A 14,551-nucleotide genomic window follows, 5' to 3' on the forward strand; every position below is an offset into this window, starting at 1 on the left:
ACTGATAGTATTAATTTCACTATCAGCCTCATAGGTTATTTAACGTTTAAGTAGAATTCCAATATCAAGATAGATTAAATAGAATCTAATTTCTTTAAATAATTTTCTATCTTCATCAGCATTAAAGGATTGTTATAAATCTTGCATAACTCTCTTGCTTCTATATAATAATTTTTGACTTCTTCTTTGTTTAGAAATTGAGCTCCAGCATTTCCGACAAGAATGAGTAGGGGAGCTAGTTGGTAGCTTGTTTGCCGCTCTTTACAGATCTCGATCGTTTCAAGAGCTTCTTGGACGGCTTCGTTATATTTTTCCTTTGACACTAAATAGTGAGCGTAGTTGTAGCGAACTCTGATGTAACCAAATAAAAACTCTTGATGATCTAGATTTTTTGTCTGATACAACTCCATTAAATGAGAGTAGTTTGCTTCATATTCTTGTTCACGGCCAACGAGGGAGTAGAAATTAGATAGTGTGTTCAATGTCTTTAAGTAAATTAAAGTAGTTGAGGATACTTTTGATAATATATTTTCCAAGTAGGAGATGGCCTCAAACTGAAGGTTATATTGGTAGAAGTCAATGATAGCTTTAATCCATTCAAGATAAGTTCGGTCTTCTAGTGTTAGAAAAGTGCTTCGGCCAACCTCTATTTTATAAAGATATTCTAAATCGTCATAATTCCTATCGTCTAGTAGACGGGAAGATAGGTGTTTGAAGTTGGACAGGTTAGACTTGACTTCAATTTGTTCATTGAAAAAGTAATCTAATGGGACTTCAAGTCGCTGAGAAAGTTTAAACAAAAGGTCAGCGGATGGAATGAAGTGTCCTCTCTCAATCTTACTGATCTGGCTCTGTTCGCAAATCCCTTCTGCAAGAACATGTTGGGAAAGCCCTAGTTCTTTTCTTTTGATTCTGAATTTTTCAGCTAATTTAGTCATAAAACAATAATCCTTTCTGCTTCATCTTCCTCTATTATATATAATTTAGTTAAAAATGGCAAATTCTTGTTAAATAAAATTACTATTTATAATAAAAAAAAAAAAAAGTGAAAAATCGCATAAAAATAATTGGCTAAATAAAGTATATATGTTAGAATAAAGGTAAGGAAATAGAAAGGGGTTTCATTACATGAGAAAAAAACGTGGAATTATAAAATTAGTTACATTTGTATTACTAGGTGTTTTTACGTTTAGTAATACAATTCCTTACCAACAGTTTATTCAGAAGGATAAACAATTGGAGATTCGAGTAGAATCACAAAAGAAGTCTGATGGTCTTGATGTTGGGAAAGCTGATTGATTTCGTATTCTTTTAAAATTCAACTATTTAGAGAAAGGTATTCTGATGAGAGCTTGTAACAATACCAGATAGATATAAGAATGGAGATGTTTGATAAGATGCTTTCATAGCTAACCAACTGTTGAAAATTATGAGTTACAAAATCTAAAGTATTTAAGATTGGTTTATAAAATTAGGTCTCTGTCTGTAGAAAGGAGCGTGCAGTTAGAAAGGAGGAAAAAATAGGATACTATAATTCAGACTGAGATTTCTAATTAAAATATGTAGTTGCATTTCGCTTATTTTCATAATATTCTATTCAGAGGAGTAATAATATGTTAAAAATTAGAAAAGTAGTTGCATCATCCCTTGCCGTTTTGGCATTTAGTTTGGCTCTTCCTGTTTTGGCGGTTTCTCATCGTGGTGGCGATTGGAACTATGGAGGCCACCATAATCCGAATAATTGGGGAGCATTCTCGAACTATTATCACGGATCACAGTATCACTGGTCTTATGTTGGTAGTACGGCACGAAATAATCAAAGAACAGCTTACGCAGGAGCACGTAGCACTTCATATGCGTTTATCAATACGAATGTTGGGGAACATGTTGTATTTGATGCAGGGTGGTAAGGAATAACTTGAGATAAATTCCTTTATCAGTAGCATTAGTAAGCTTGTTAGTCTATAGAGGGCAGGATTATTTCTGTCCTCTATTTTTAGAATAAAGGACACACTATGAAAAAACTATTTCTATTGTTATCCAACCTGCTTGCTAGTTTGTTCTTTGTTTGGGTATTTACCATTTGGAGTGATACATATGTCTCCCATTATTACCCAAACGTTGTGGTACGTGATTCTTCCCCTGAAACAACTTTTCAGCATGTTGCTACACGCTTGGAAAAACTAGCAGAAGAAACGGATAGTTTTATTGCGATTCAACACCAAGATCCTAACTCAGAAGGTACTACAGTTTTTTCTTATACGACCTTTGGGGACGGAAAGTTGCCTGATGGGCTTCAGGAAAGAAAGCTTGAAGACGCTCAAAGTAGCAGTGTTGAAACAAACTATTTTGTATTCGATGGACACCTAGATATTCACTTGCTAAGGGAGGAGCTAAGTCAACTTGGCTTGACTAACATGCACCTGACAATTCCATCTAAACTATCTACGTTAATGGCTATCTTTAGTAACGGATTTCAGTTAATCAGTCTATTGATTTTCATCTTAACCTTTGGAGCACTGACATTAATTAGTCAAATTAGCCAATTACGGTCGTCGGGCATTCGCCTCATTTCAGGAGAGAAACGGTGGTCCATTTTCCTTAGACCAGTTGGTGAGGATTTGAAAGGGATAGCTGTTGGTTTCAGTTTAGCTGGCGTGCTCGCCATTCTTATGCAAAAAATTCTGTCGCTTCCAACGGAATCCCTGATGACCATAGGAGCAGGATTGCTCAGTTATAATCTCATCTTGATGTTAATCTCTCTATTTTTCGCTCAACTCTTCGCAGTTGGGATAAAAAAGATACACCTGATGCAGATTATAAAAGGGCAAGTGCCTGTCAGAGGAATCATTAGTTTGATTTTAATCGGTCAACTATTTGCGGTTATTATTGTGATGCTGGGAATAGGAAGTAGCTTAAAGTATTCCCAAGCTTGGCAGCAGCATCGGATAGGAGAAGAGGCCTGGAGTCAGGAAAGACAGCTGGTTATCTTATCAACCAGCCGTGAAGGAATGAGTCCTGGTTTTGATGAACAAGCTCAAAGGCAACTCAGAACTTGGTATCAATTGATGGATCTGGCTGTTTCAGAACAAAAGGCCTTCTTATCTAGACACCAGTTAATTGACCGTACTTTGCAAAATGGCATGGCTTCCTCCAAGAACTTGACAACCTCTACAGAATGGCACGATTACAGCCCGAATGGGAATATTCTTATCGTCACACCGCAATACTTGGAGCGTCAAAACATTCCTGTAGATACAACCATTGAGCAAAAGATGAATCACCTTGATGTAGGGGAGTTTGTCTTATTGTTGCCTGAACACCTCCGTTTAGAGGAAGAGCAGTACAAGTCTATTTTTGAAGACGACTTAACCAGCCGCATGTCTAGTCAAGATGAACGACAGCAAATGACTGCTACGGTAGGTTATTTGGAATCAGGTCAGGATCGTTTTGTGTATAATACGACCCCTATTTCTTACCAGCAGTTTTTGAAAGATCCAATCATCATTGTTGTGACACCACATTCAACTGGCCCACAGTCCATTATGTTTTGGTTAGACGCAGTACAGAACTATGTTCTCTTTAATCAATTGTCTGATGCCCAGGAGCTTATCCAGAGACAAGGCATTGAAAATTGGGTCTCAGAAATGAAAACAGGTTACCACAACTACATCACATTATTGGATAATATCAAGAGGGAACGTTGGGTAATGCTAGCAGGAGCTGTGCTTGGGATTGCAACTTCAATCTTGTTGTTTAACACTATGAATAGGCTCTACTTTGAAGAATTTAGACGTGCCATTTTTATCAAACGCATTGCAGGTCTCAGTTTCTTAGAAATCCATCGCACTTATCTCTTTGCTCAACTGGGTGTGTTTTTACTGGGATTTGTTGCGAGTGTATTACTTCAGGTAGAGATAGTAGTTGCTTTCTTAGTCTTGTTACTCTTTACTGGTCTATCTCTTTTACAGTTACATGTCCAAATGCAGAAAGAAAACAAGATGTCCATGCTTGTTTTGAAGGGAGGTTAATATGATTGAACTTAAACGGGTAAGTAAGTCTTTTGGAGAAAGAGAGCTGTTTTCGAATCTTTCAATGACATTTGAGGCTGGGAAAGTCTATGCCTTGATCGGTTCAAGCGGTAGTGGGAAAACAACCTTAATGAACATGATGGGGAAATTAGAACCTTATGATGGGAAGATTTTTTACCGAGGTAAAGACTTGGCCAGTTATAAGTCGAGTGATTTTTTCCGTCACGAATTGGGTTACCTCTTCCAGAACTTTGGCTTGATTGAAAATCAAACCATAGAAGAAAACCTTAAACTAGGTCTCGTTGGTCAAAAGTTGAGTCGGTCGGAGCAACGATTGAAACAGAAGCAGGCCTTAGAACAGGTCGGTCTGTCTTACCTTGACCTCAATAAACGTATTTTTGAGTTATCTGGCGGAGAGTCGCAGCGGGTTGCTTTGGCAAAAGTTATCTTAAAGAATCCACCCTTTATTGTGGCAGATGAACCGACGGCTTCCATAGATCCGGCAACCTCTCAGTTGATTATGGAGATATTGTTGTCTCTTAGAGATGATAATCGGCTAATCATTATCGCGACCCACAATCCGACAATCTGGGAAATGGCTGATGAAGTGGTCACTATGGATAGTCTGAAATAACCCCCCCTGGTTCAATAGCATTTGTAAGTTACCGAAATATTATCTTGACTTGATACTTAAAGTTAATTTAGGATTGAAGTTTATTAATTTTAGGGGAACTTCGGTCAAATAAAGGAAGAAATACTGAAGAGGAAGCTAGAATGAAAAAATTTGAGAATTATATTATTGAAAAACCATGTGATTCTAATTCAGATAAACTGCAAAAAATCTTAATAATTGAAAGTTTGGTAGATGATATTTTGCAAATTTCACTTAGAGTCAATAATAGTGTAGAAGAGATTTTCCTCCTACAGCCGTTTCAAAAGAAATATTATCCATTGGGAGAAGATGTTGCAGTTGAAAGTATGTTACTCACTGAAAAAAATAATTTTCAACTGAAAGATTTTGAAGAAGACTTTTCAAAAACAAAAAAATAATTAAAGAATAAGAGAGAAGCAACAAGTCAGAATAAGCTTGTTGCTTTTATTTTGGTACGATGACCGTCGTGTAGAAAATCTGAGGTAGAAGTTCTCTAAATCACCTATTACCAGTTAACTAAATAGCGATACACAAGTCATACCATTCCTAATGTGGTGTGAAGTAGTGATAGCAAATTCCATATTCTATGGAAACGTAACTTCAAAGTGTATACAGTCGATGAGGTGGATTAAACTTCCAAATCCAAATGGGTGATTGCATTTATTGTCTTTTGTTTCGGGTTAATTTATTAAATTTGATTTTTTTTATGCGTATTCTGCATAAAAAACTGATTTTGAATTTTCCCGAATTACAATAATAGTTAGAGGAATTTTAATGTATATCAGATTGAAAAATTTAAGAGAGGACAAAGATTTAACTCAGGCTCAAGTAGCAGAATATCTACACTGTTCACAATCAGCGTATTCTAGAATTGAGAGTGGTAAGCAAGATGTCCCAACTTCATTTCTAAAGCAACTAGCAAGATTATATAAAGTAACTACAGATTATCTTTTAGAGATGGATAAATAAAAATATTAATCATCTGAAGCATTAATCATCCGAGGCTCCTTGACAACTGAATAAACCAAAGTGGGACGTTAATCATTTGTGAAGCAAGTTAGTTGGATGCGCAGTGATATGAGCGAGAATTATCGGCTATAAAATAGGTTGGTCACCTATCTGCCATGAGACAAATGAGGACAATGATACTTCTGAACGTTCAGGCTGCCATCGAGAAAGGACAGCGGGTGAAACTCCCATGAAGAACTTAACCAGTTCTACCTACAGAGGTCAAAATTTTAAGTAAAGGAAAAAACGTTTATGGAAAAAATACAAACAGGTGCGGAATTACCGCAGATTGTGATTGAGGGATATAAGGTTACAGTACAAGTAAGTGATCAGCCGCTAAGTCTTACAGATATTTTAGATGATTTGCTGGGGCGACAGCTTGAAAAAATTTGAGTTTTTAGCGGACAAGTCTTTATAAATTATGTAAAATAGAATAGTAGAACCTCAGTCCTTAATTGGTAAGCACCTAAACACTAATTAAGGAGATAAACATGACACAAGCCTGTATTTATTTACGCTTATCACGTGATGATGGGGATAATGTGGAAAGCAATTCCATCATCAACCAACGCTCGCTCCTGCGAGACTTCGCTAGAAATCACGAGTTCACGATTTTAGAAGAATTTGTTGATGATGGTATTAGTGGATTAACATTTAATCGTCCTGACTTTAAACGTATGATGGGTATGGTGAATGATAAGATCATTGATACCATAATTGTCAAGGACTTGTCACGCTTTGGTCGGGATTACATTGAAACTGGAAAGTACCTCCAGCGAATTTTTCCTTCTATGGGAGTTAGGTTTATCTCGGTTAATGATCACTATGATAGTATGACCGCAGACACCAATGAAACTCACTTGATTATGCCTATCAAAAGTCTTATCAATGATAGTTACTGTCGAGACATTTCAACCAAAGTTAGGAGTACTCAAAAAGCCAAACGACAAAAGGGCGAGTTTATTGGAGCTTTTGCCCCTTATGGCTATCGCAAAGATGAAAAGCAACGGAATCATCTAGTGGTTGATGAGAATGTACGCCCTACTATTGAGAAAATCTTTGCTCTTAAATTAGAGGGATATTCGTCAAACGCTATCGCAGGCTTTCTTAACCAGGCAGGGATAGAAACTCCCTTGCAAAGTAAGAAAGCCTGTCAGGAAAAGATTAAAGGCTTTTACGGGCATAGCTATAAATGGGACACGAAAATGGTCAATCGTATTTTGACAAATCGTGTCTATACAGGTAGTTTGGAACAGGGGAAGCAAACCAAACTTAATTACAAGTCTCAAAAGTCTGTAGCTGTGAATCCAGAAGATTGGGTTCGGGTTGACGATACGCATGAAGCCATTATCTCAAAAAGTACGTTCGAGATAGCCAATAATCTCTTACTCAGGGATGTCAAGCACGGGAAGAAGCTACCTGACCTCTTTGCAGGATTATTATTTTGCAGCGAATGTCAGGCTCAGCTTGTACAACGAAAACTCCGCTATAAGGACAAAGAGACTGTTCAATATATTTGTAGCACCTACAATAATGGACGAGGCTGCAGTCGCCATGCAATCAAGCAAGAGAGATTGCTTGACTTAGTATCGACCTTTATTCATCAACACCTTGACTGGAAGTCTTTTCTGATTAAAGCCGTTCCTGATTATTTAGACCAAGAACAGTTTTTGGAAGTTGATTTTACTTCTTTGCTTGCGAATCGCAAGAAGTATGAACAGTTGCTCCAGTCACTGTACTTGGATTTAGACGACGGTTTGATTAATGATACAGAATACCAAGAGTTTCAGCGAAGCTATCGCAAAAAGCTAAAGCATATTGAAGACACCATCATTCAAAAGAAAGCACTAGCTCAAACTCTGTATGACAAACTTCAGGATAAGGAACGGTGGTTAAATCAGTTGAGTGAAATCCAAAAAGATAAAGAACTCAATCGTCTCACTTTAGTGACCTTACTTGATCGGATTGTCATTCATGAGAATCAGGAGTTGACCTTGGTATTTCATGATGTGGCAGAACTAGAAGTCCTCCAGCAGTTTTCTCATAGAGAAACGGAGGTGGTGATCTAATGGCACGTACCAAGAACCGCTACCGCAAGGAAACGATAATAGAAGAGGTATCACTTCAAACTTATCGTACAGGCATTTACATTCGCCTATCCAAAGAACGTACTGAAACCTGGAGAAACAAGTCGCAGTCCTTAGAGACACAAGAAAGCCTAGCTCGAGCTTTTGCTAAGGAGAAAGGGTTAACTGTAACCAAGTGTTACATCGACTATGAGTATTCTGGGACAAACTTTAATCGACCTGCCTACCAGGACATGATGGATGACCTCAAAAAAGGGATTATCAACTGTATCTTGATTAGGGACTTATCCCGTTTGGGTCGTAACTACATTGAGATGGGACGACTGATTGATAAAGTATTCCCCTTTATGGGGGTTCGCTTTATCTCAATCAATGATAATCTAGATACTCTCAATGGATTGGAAGATAAAAAATCCTTTGAGGTGGAAATTAAGAATTTGGTCAATGACCTTTATTCTAAGGATATTTCAAAGAAAGTTATGGCTTATCATATTCAGCAGGCTAGTCAAGGGTATTATATTGGAACTTCTGCTCCGTATGGGTATCGCATTGACCGCAATGAAGCTGGTGCAAGGTTAGTCATAGATAATCAGGTTAGGCCAATTTTAGAGTTTGTTTTTCAAGAGGCAATCGAAGGTAAATCCATGCCTCAGATTACTGCTGAATTGAATCGTAGAGAAATTGCTGTACCTCACTCCTACCGTAAGACAGGTCAATTATATAGAAGTGAGCAGGATACGAAAAGATGGCAAGCAGGAAATTTACTTCGTCTGATTAAGATGCCTGTTTACAGGGGAGACCTTGTTCAGCGAACACGAAACAAATCCTTATCTGAAGATGACTATATCTATTTTGAAAATGCGCAGGAAGCTTATATCAGCAAAGATGACTACGAAAAAATTCTTCAGTATTCTGCTAGTCGTAAGTCTGTCAAAAAGACTGACCGAGTAAAAACTCCAAATCGCTATAAAGGTTTGATTTATGGTAAAACCAAATCAACTCAAATGGTTCGAAAGCGTCGCCATTTTTCAAATAATAAGTCTGATTATGATTACTATTACTTTATGGACTATCACTATGATTCAGAGACAGCTGAGAGAAAAAACGTTTATATCAGTGAAAATGCTCTGGATAAGATAGTAGTAGAGCTGATACAATCAGAAATGAAGCGTTTGGGAACAGTTGAGACATTGTTGCCACGGTTAGAAACTAAAAAGGAGGATTGTCTAAGGAAATATAGAAAGCAGTTGATGGTTCATAAACGCTCAGTAGTACAATGGAATGCTGAACTAAGCGATCTTTACGCTACTTACAGTCTTAACCGGTCTAAGCGAGAAGACTATCTTTCCAAAAAGAAAGAAATAAACTCAAAAATCAAAACCATTTCACAAGAATTATCCCAATGTGAAACTTCAATAAAGCAGATTGAGGAGGAGCACGGTAAGCAGGTGAATTGGGTTAGACATCTAGCCAAGAGTAACAATCAAGCAGTTTTAACTGCAGAACTCTTAAATGCTTTAATAGAACGGATTGAAGTTGATGTGGACAAAACAGTCACAGTAACTTTTAACTGTCGAATCGGGGGGGACGAGCATGACTAAAATCGCTCTATACCTCCGCTTGTCAGTTGATGAGGCTAATACAGATGAAAGCAACTCAATTACTCATCAACGGTACTTATTAAACCATTTTCTTGACCAAGAACCTAAGTTCAAGAACTGGGAACGTTTGGAGTTTGTGGATGATGGTTTTTCGGGCACCAGTCTTAACCGTCCAGCCTTTAAACGCATGATGGCTGATGTTAAGGCTGGAACTATCCGTAATATCATCGTCAAGGATTTGTCTCGATTTATGCGTGACTATTTGGAATTGGGAAACTATTTGGAGAATATCTTTCCTTTTCTCGGAGTTCGATTTATTGCTCTCAACGACCATTATGATAGCCTGGTGTCTGAACATAATGGACTGGATATTGATGTGCCCTTTAGAAACTTACTCAATGATTTCTACGCTAAAGATGTTTCTGAAAAAGTCAAGAGTGCAATGAACAGTATGAAACGCTCCGGGAAGAACATGAGTTGGTTACCACCGTTTGGTTATATCAAGGACCCAAATGACCGATTTAAGATTATCATTGATGAGGAAGTCGCTCCAATTGTGAGACGAATTTTTAAACTTTGCATTGAGGGAATGGGAACTCAAAAAATAGCGATGTTACTTAATAGTGAACAGACGATTACTCCAGCTGAGAGGAAAATGCAGGTTAGTCAAGCAAGGTATACAAAATCAATTATCATTACTGCCGAACAAAAGAGGAATGTATGGACGAGAAGTGGTATTCTCCAAATACTCAAAAATGAAGCCTATAAGGGGACATACCTGTTTAACACTAGAACAACGGTAAATGGTAAGCAGATTCGGCGGCCTGAATCAGAGTGGGAACGTCTTGACAATAATCATGAGGCAATTGTATCAAGTGAGGACTTTGACAAAGCTCAACAATCACTTGCCTCTCGCATTAGTGGACCGAAAAATCAGACTTGCAACCAGCCAGAAGAAGTTTTATTACGAGGCTTAGTTATCTGTGAACATTGCGGGCATCGTCTCCTTCGATATAGCCACTATAACAACTATGATTATTTTTATTGTCGTTACTGTAGAAGTCAAGGCAAGACCATGAAGTCCTGTCGGATAGATAGAATAGAAGAGGCTATCAAGAAAGAATTAAAGTCTCGGTTGCCGAAGAACTCTCCAAAGCTATCAAAAACGAATCTTTTAAGAGAAGCTGAACGGCTGAAAACTCAAAAGGTTTCTCATTTTCAAGACTATAAAGAGGGCTTGATGACAAAAGAAACTTACATGGAAAAACGTCAGAACTTAGATAATTCTATGATGGAAATAGAAGAACAATTAAAGGTAGTTGGTAGGGAAAATATAGCATTTGACAAAAAAATGACCAGGGAAGTGGTTGACACTCATATCGAGAGGATTGTCGTCAATGGCCAAGGTTCTTTTACAGTTGTCTATAGATAATCTAATGAGAGCCTTGTGTAATAGCGAGTCTCTTTCTTAAAAAGTAGCTTTGTGGTATAATAAGGGTGTTTTCAGTGTAGAAAAATAGTGTCATTTACTTGACATAAGAGGGTTGGTGCGATGTGGATCAGTCCGTTAAGGATAATGTGGTGAAAGAGGTCATGGAAGAAGCAGGGCTGGATGTGGAGGCTCTGCGAGTCGTTGCGATTTTGGACAAGCACAAGAACAATCCTGCCAAGTCTGCCCACCGCGTGACCAAGGTCTTCATTTTATGTCGTCTCCTTGGCGGGGAGTTTCAGCCCAATTCGGAAACAGTCGCCAGTGGTTTTTTCAGTCTAGATGACTTGCCTCCGCTCTACCTTGGGAAAAATACTCCTGAGCAGTTAGCACTTTGTTTGGAAGCTAGTCGGTCTGAGCATTGGGAAACACGATTTGATTAAGGAGAATGTATGACCTATCAAGGCTATTTGATCGATTTAGATGGGACGATCTATGAAGGGAAAAAGCGGATTCCTGCTGGTGAACGGTTTATTCATGGTTTGCAGGAGCGCAACATTCCCTATCTCTTTGTGACCAACAATACCACCCGCCGTCCTGAAATGGTACAGGCTATGTTGGCGGAGAATTTTAATATCGAAACACCGCTTGAAACCATCTATACGGCCAGTCTGGCTACTGTGGACTACATGAATGACTTAGGTCGGGAAATGACGGTTTATGTTATCGGTGAGGACGGGCTCAAGTCTGCCATTTTTGAGGCAGGTTATATTGAAGATACGGAAAATCCAGCCTATGTAGTTGTCGGTTTGGATACTCAGCTGACCTACGAAAAACTGACCATTGCTACCCTGGCTATTCAAAAGGGGGCGACCTTCATCGGTACAAATCCTGACCTCAACATTCCAACGGAGCGTGGTCACTTGCCAGGTGCGGGTTCACTGATTGCACTTTTGAAAGCTGCTACCCGAGTAGAGCCGACCTTTATCGGAAAACCTGAAGCCATTATCATGGACAAGGCTCTGGAGATGTTAGGGACGGAACGCAGTCAAACGGTTATGGTGGGGGATAACTACCTGACGGATATTCGTGCAGGGATTGACAATGGTTTTCCAACTCTTTTAGTCCTGACTGGATTTACCAAGCCAGAAGAAGTAGCAGACTTACCCCTGGCTCCAACCCATGTCCTCGAGAGCTTAGATGAATGGAGTTTTGATGAGAACTAAGTTACAGATTATCGGAACGATTTTATTTGTCTTGTCGGCAGCAGTTCTAGGAACCATCTACCTAGCTTGGCTAGTTTATCCGCTTGAGATTTCTTTTTTAGGGTTGGAAAAAGTTGTTTACATGAAGTCATCAGATATCTCCTACAATTTCAATATCCTGATGAACTATCTGACCAATCCTTTTGCAAGTGTTTTAGACATGCCAAATTTTTCATCCTCAGCTGATGGTCTCAAACATTTTGCGGATGTGAAAGGTCTCTTTCATCTGGCACAGCTTATTTTCCTGATTAGTTTGCCTGCGGTATTCTATTTTTGGAAAGAAATAGTGAGGAAAGGATATGGCAAGCTCTATCGAACTGTTTTTATGTGGATGGCTCTTACGCCTTTGCTTATTGCGCTAGTGGGTTTGCTGATTGGTTTTGATAGCTTCTTTGTTCTCTTCCACCATATGCTTTTTCCAGGTGATTCGACCTGGCTCTTTGACCCGCTGAAAGATTCGGTCATTTATATACTTCCACAGGAATTTTTCCTTCATTGCTTCATTCTCTTTTTCATCCTCTATGAAGTTTTTTGTGGCATTTGGTTTTTTCTTATAAAAAAATGTGACATTCGATAGGAAATGCCAATAAAAGTCTTGACAATCGATTTGTTTTACAGTAAAATGATTAAGACTTTGAAATTGAGGGGAGTGAAAATAATGTCAAAAACAGTAGTACGCAAGAACGAATCACTTGATGATGCTCTTCGTCGTTTCAAACGTGCGGTTACTAAAGCTGGTACTCTTCAAGAAACACGCAAACGCGAATTCTACGAAAAACCATCTGTAAAACGTAAACGTAAATCAGAAGCAGCTCGCAAGCGTAAAAAATTCTAATTGAATTTCAGACAGCCTTTGGGCTGTTTTTTTATTTACATTTTAGATGAAGTTTCATATAATGGATATATATAATTTGGACGTTCAAAGGAGTAATTATGAGTATATTAGTGACAGGTGGAGCGGGCTATATTGGTAGCCATACCGTTGTGGAATTGTTGAAGTTGGGAAAAGAAGTGGTCATCGTGGATAATCTATCCAATTCTAGTATCTTGGTCTTGGATCGTATCGAAGAAATCACAGGTAAACGACCAGGTTTTTACCAGCTTGATGTAGCAGATAAGACTGCTCTTCGTGAGGTTTTTGAAAAAGAAAGCATCGAGTCGGCTATTCATTTTGCAGGCTACAAGGCAGTCGGTGAGTCCGTAGCCAAACCAGTTATGTACTATGAAAATAATATCATGTCCACTCTGGCTTTGGTGGAAGTCATGGCAGAGTTTGGTGTCAAGAAGATTGTCTTCTCATCCAGCGCAACTGTCTACGGTCTCAACAATCCATCGCCTTTGGTGGAAACCATGCCAACCAGTGCAACCAATCCTTATGGCTATACAAAAGTTATGTTGGAACAAATCTTGCGTGATGTGGAAGTAGCAGATAAGGAATGGAGTGTTGCCCTCCTCCGTTATTTCAACCCAATCGGTGCCCATGAATCAGGCTTACTCGGTGAAGATCCAGCAGGTATTCCAAACAACCTTATGCCATTTGTGGCTCAAGTAGCAGTTGGTAAGCGTCCAGAACTCAGTGTCTTTGGTTCAGATTATGACACAGTAGATGGAACGGGTGTTCGTGATTACATCCACGTGATTGACTTGGCACTTGGTCACATCAAGGCCTTGGAAAAAATTTCGACAACCTCAGGTGTGCATACCTATAACCTCGGATCTGGTCAAGGAACTAGTGTGCTGGAATTGGTCCAAGCCTTTGAAAAAGTTAATGGCGTTCCGGTACCTTATAAAATTGTTGACCGTCGCCCTGGCGATGTGGCAACCTGCTATGCCAACGCAGACAAGGCGCTAGCTGAACTCAATTGGAAAACCGAAAAAACCATTGAAGACATGTGCCGCGATACCTGGAACTGGCAGTCTAAAAATCCAAATGGATATGAAGGCTAAGAAAAGATGTGAGCAATTGCTCACATCTTCTTTTTGTCATAGTGAAAAAAGAAAAACAGGCACAGGGCCTGTCTTACTATCTTATTGATTATTTTTTCAACAAGTCGCGGATTTCTGCAAGCAATTCTTCTTGAGTTGGACCAGCAGGAGCAGCTTCTTTCTTAGGCATTGCTTTTTCTGCAGCTTTAACGATGAAGAACAAAACAGTACCGATGATCAAGAAGTTGATAACAGCGCTCAAGAAGTTACCGTAAGTAACGCCGTTCCAGCTCAATTCTGAAATCTTTTCTGCACCAGCAGCTTTCAAAGCTGGTGTTAACAACAATGGAGTGATCAAGTCAGCAACGAATGAATCGATGATGGCTTTGAAGGCCGCACCAAAAATAACTGCAACAGCAAGGTCAATCACATTGCCTTGGAACAAAAACGCTTTTAAATCTTTCAACATATCCTAAATATGTCCTTTCATAATTTTTTTACATTGTCCATTATAACCATGTTACAGAAAAATTACAAGAAATATGTTTGAAA

General features: G+C 38.8%; 15 protein-coding genes and 2 pseudogenes. 15 read left to right on the forward strand and 2 right to left on the reverse strand.

What is annotated here, in order from left to right:
* Positions 1-74: 74 nt before the first annotated feature.
* Positions 75-938 (reverse strand): helix-turn-helix domain-containing protein, encoded by an 864-nt coding sequence (locus tag J5566_RS07065; RefSeq protein ID WP_105111887.1) that lies wholly within the window; start codon positions 936-938, stop codon positions 75-77.
* 190 nt (positions 939-1,128) lie between these two features.
* On the opposite strand from J5566_RS07065, the gene J5566_RS07070 reads away from it, so the two are divergent.
* From J5566_RS07070 to galE, 15 genes and pseudogenes are all read left to right on the forward strand, one after another.
* The gene (locus J5566_RS07070) at positions 1,129-1,299 is read left to right on the forward strand and encodes a PhrA family quorum-sensing system peptide (RefSeq protein ID WP_105101019.1); all 171 of its coding nucleotides are present in this window, start codon (positions 1,129-1,131) and stop codon (positions 1,297-1,299) included.
* 314 nt (positions 1,300-1,613) lie between these two features.
* Positions 1,614-1,910 (forward strand): lactococcin 972 family bacteriocin, encoded by a 297-nt coding sequence (locus J5566_RS07075; protein ID WP_105111886.1) that lies wholly within the window; start codon positions 1,614-1,616, stop codon positions 1,908-1,910.
* A 105-nt stretch (positions 1,911-2,015) separates the two neighbouring features.
* Positions 2,016-4,031, forward strand: a complete 2,016-nt coding sequence (locus J5566_RS07080) for a bacteriocin-associated integral membrane family protein (protein WP_105143717.1) — start codon at positions 2,016-2,018, stop codon at positions 4,029-4,031.
* 1 nt (position 4,032) lies between these two features.
* A complete protein-coding gene (locus J5566_RS07085) occupies positions 4,033-4,665 on the forward strand; it encodes an ABC transporter ATP-binding protein (protein ID WP_105111884.1) in 633 nt (210 codons plus the stop codon).
* A gap of 140 nt (positions 4,666-4,805) precedes the next feature.
* Positions 4,806-4,964: pseudogene (locus J5566_RS07090) on the forward strand (competence protein ComA); the annotation flags it as partial.
* A gap of 493 nt (positions 4,965-5,457) precedes the next feature.
* The gene (locus J5566_RS07095) at positions 5,458-5,652 is read left to right on the forward strand and encodes a helix-turn-helix domain-containing protein (RefSeq protein ID WP_105137934.1); all 195 of its coding nucleotides are present in this window, start codon (positions 5,458-5,460) and stop codon (positions 5,650-5,652) included.
* A gap of 291 nt (positions 5,653-5,943) precedes the next feature.
* A complete protein-coding gene (locus J5566_RS07100; RefSeq protein WP_032509548.1) occupies positions 5,944-6,084 on the forward strand; it encodes a hypothetical protein in 141 nt (46 codons plus the stop codon).
* A 98-nt stretch (positions 6,085-6,182) separates the two neighbouring features.
* A complete protein-coding gene (locus tag J5566_RS07105) occupies positions 6,183-7,760 on the forward strand; it encodes a recombinase family protein (protein ID WP_208562684.1) in 1,578 nt (525 codons plus the stop codon).
* Positions 7,760-9,379: a recombinase family protein gene (locus tag J5566_RS07110; RefSeq protein WP_208562685.1), complete on the forward strand. Its 1,620-nt coding sequence runs from the start codon at positions 7,760-7,762 to the stop codon at positions 9,377-9,379. The genes J5566_RS07105 and J5566_RS07110 overlap by 1 nt, the downstream gene beginning before the upstream one ends.
* Complete coding sequence (locus J5566_RS07115; RefSeq protein ID WP_208562686.1) at positions 9,372-10,811, forward strand: recombinase family protein; 1,440 nt, start codon at positions 9,372-9,374, stop codon at positions 10,809-10,811. Before J5566_RS07110 ends, J5566_RS07115 begins: the two co-directional genes overlap by 8 nt.
* A 110-nt stretch (positions 10,812-10,921) precedes the next feature.
* Positions 10,922-11,251 (forward strand): annotated as a pseudogene (locus tag J5566_RS07120) (NUDIX domain-containing protein); the annotation flags it as partial.
* A 9-nt stretch (positions 11,252-11,260) separates the two neighbouring features.
* Positions 11,261-12,034, forward strand: coding sequence for a TIGR01457 family HAD-type hydrolase (locus tag J5566_RS07125; protein ID WP_208562687.1), 774 nt, complete (start codon positions 11,261-11,263; stop codon positions 12,032-12,034).
* Positions 12,024-12,650, forward strand: coding sequence for a TIGR01906 family membrane protein (locus tag J5566_RS07130; protein ID WP_208562688.1), 627 nt, complete (start codon positions 12,024-12,026; stop codon positions 12,648-12,650). The genes J5566_RS07125 and J5566_RS07130 overlap by 11 nt, the downstream gene beginning before the upstream one ends.
* Before the next feature lie 81 nt (positions 12,651-12,731).
* Positions 12,732-12,908, forward strand: a complete 177-nt coding sequence (gene rpsU / locus J5566_RS07135) for a 30S ribosomal protein S21 (protein WP_000048054.1) — start codon at positions 12,732-12,734, stop codon at positions 12,906-12,908.
* 98 nt (positions 12,909-13,006) lie between these two features.
* The gene (galE, locus tag J5566_RS07140) at positions 13,007-14,020 is read left to right on the forward strand and encodes a UDP-glucose 4-epimerase GalE (protein WP_208562689.1); all 1,014 of its coding nucleotides are present in this window, start codon (positions 13,007-13,009) and stop codon (positions 14,018-14,020) included.
* A gap of 88 nt (positions 14,021-14,108) precedes the next feature.
* Here the strand turns inward: galE and mscL are convergent, their stop codons facing one another.
* Positions 14,109-14,468, reverse strand: coding sequence for a large conductance mechanosensitive channel protein MscL (gene mscL, locus J5566_RS07145; protein ID WP_208562690.1), 360 nt, complete (start codon positions 14,466-14,468; stop codon positions 14,109-14,111).
* Positions 14,469-14,551 lie beyond the last annotated feature (83 nt).

The sequence above is a fragment of the Streptococcus suis genome (genome assembly GCF_017601095.1).
GTDB lineage: Bacteria > Bacillota > Bacilli > Lactobacillales > Streptococcaceae > Streptococcus > Streptococcus suis_Z.

Coding starts and splice junctions, on each gene's coding strand:
- J5566_RS07065 (WP_105111887.1), bottom strand. CDS start 938: ATGACTAAATTAGCTGAAAAATTCAGAATCAAAAGAAAAGAACTAGGG.
- J5566_RS07070 (WP_105101019.1), top strand. CDS start 1,129: ATGAGAAAAAAACGTGGAATTATAAAATTAGTTACATTTGTATTACTA.
- J5566_RS07075 (WP_105111886.1), top strand. CDS start 1,614: ATGTTAAAAATTAGAAAAGTAGTTGCATCATCCCTTGCCGTTTTGGCA.
- J5566_RS07080 (WP_105143717.1), top strand. CDS start 2,016: ATGAAAAAACTATTTCTATTGTTATCCAACCTGCTTGCTAGTTTGTTC.
- J5566_RS07085 (WP_105111884.1), top strand. CDS start 4,033: ATGATTGAACTTAAACGGGTAAGTAAGTCTTTTGGAGAAAGAGAGCTG.
- J5566_RS07095 (WP_105137934.1), top strand. CDS start 5,458: ATGTATATCAGATTGAAAAATTTAAGAGAGGACAAAGATTTAACTCAG.
- J5566_RS07100 (WP_032509548.1), top strand. CDS start 5,944: ATGGAAAAAATACAAACAGGTGCGGAATTACCGCAGATTGTGATTGAG.
- J5566_RS07105 (WP_208562684.1), top strand. CDS start 6,183: ATGACACAAGCCTGTATTTATTTACGCTTATCACGTGATGATGGGGAT.
- J5566_RS07110 (WP_208562685.1), top strand. CDS start 7,760: ATGGCACGTACCAAGAACCGCTACCGCAAGGAAACGATAATAGAAGAG.
- J5566_RS07115 (WP_208562686.1), top strand. CDS start 9,372: ATGACTAAAATCGCTCTATACCTCCGCTTGTCAGTTGATGAGGCTAAT.
- J5566_RS07125 (WP_208562687.1), top strand. CDS start 11,261: ATGACCTATCAAGGCTATTTGATCGATTTAGATGGGACGATCTATGAA.
- J5566_RS07130 (WP_208562688.1), top strand. CDS start 12,024: ATGAGAACTAAGTTACAGATTATCGGAACGATTTTATTTGTCTTGTCG.
- rpsU (WP_000048054.1), top strand. CDS start 12,732: ATGTCAAAAACAGTAGTACGCAAGAACGAATCACTTGATGATGCTCTT.
- galE (WP_208562689.1), top strand. CDS start 13,007: ATGAGTATATTAGTGACAGGTGGAGCGGGCTATATTGGTAGCCATACC.
- mscL (WP_208562690.1), bottom strand. CDS start 14,468: ATGTTGAAAGATTTAAAAGCGTTTTTGTTCCAAGGCAATGTGATTGAC.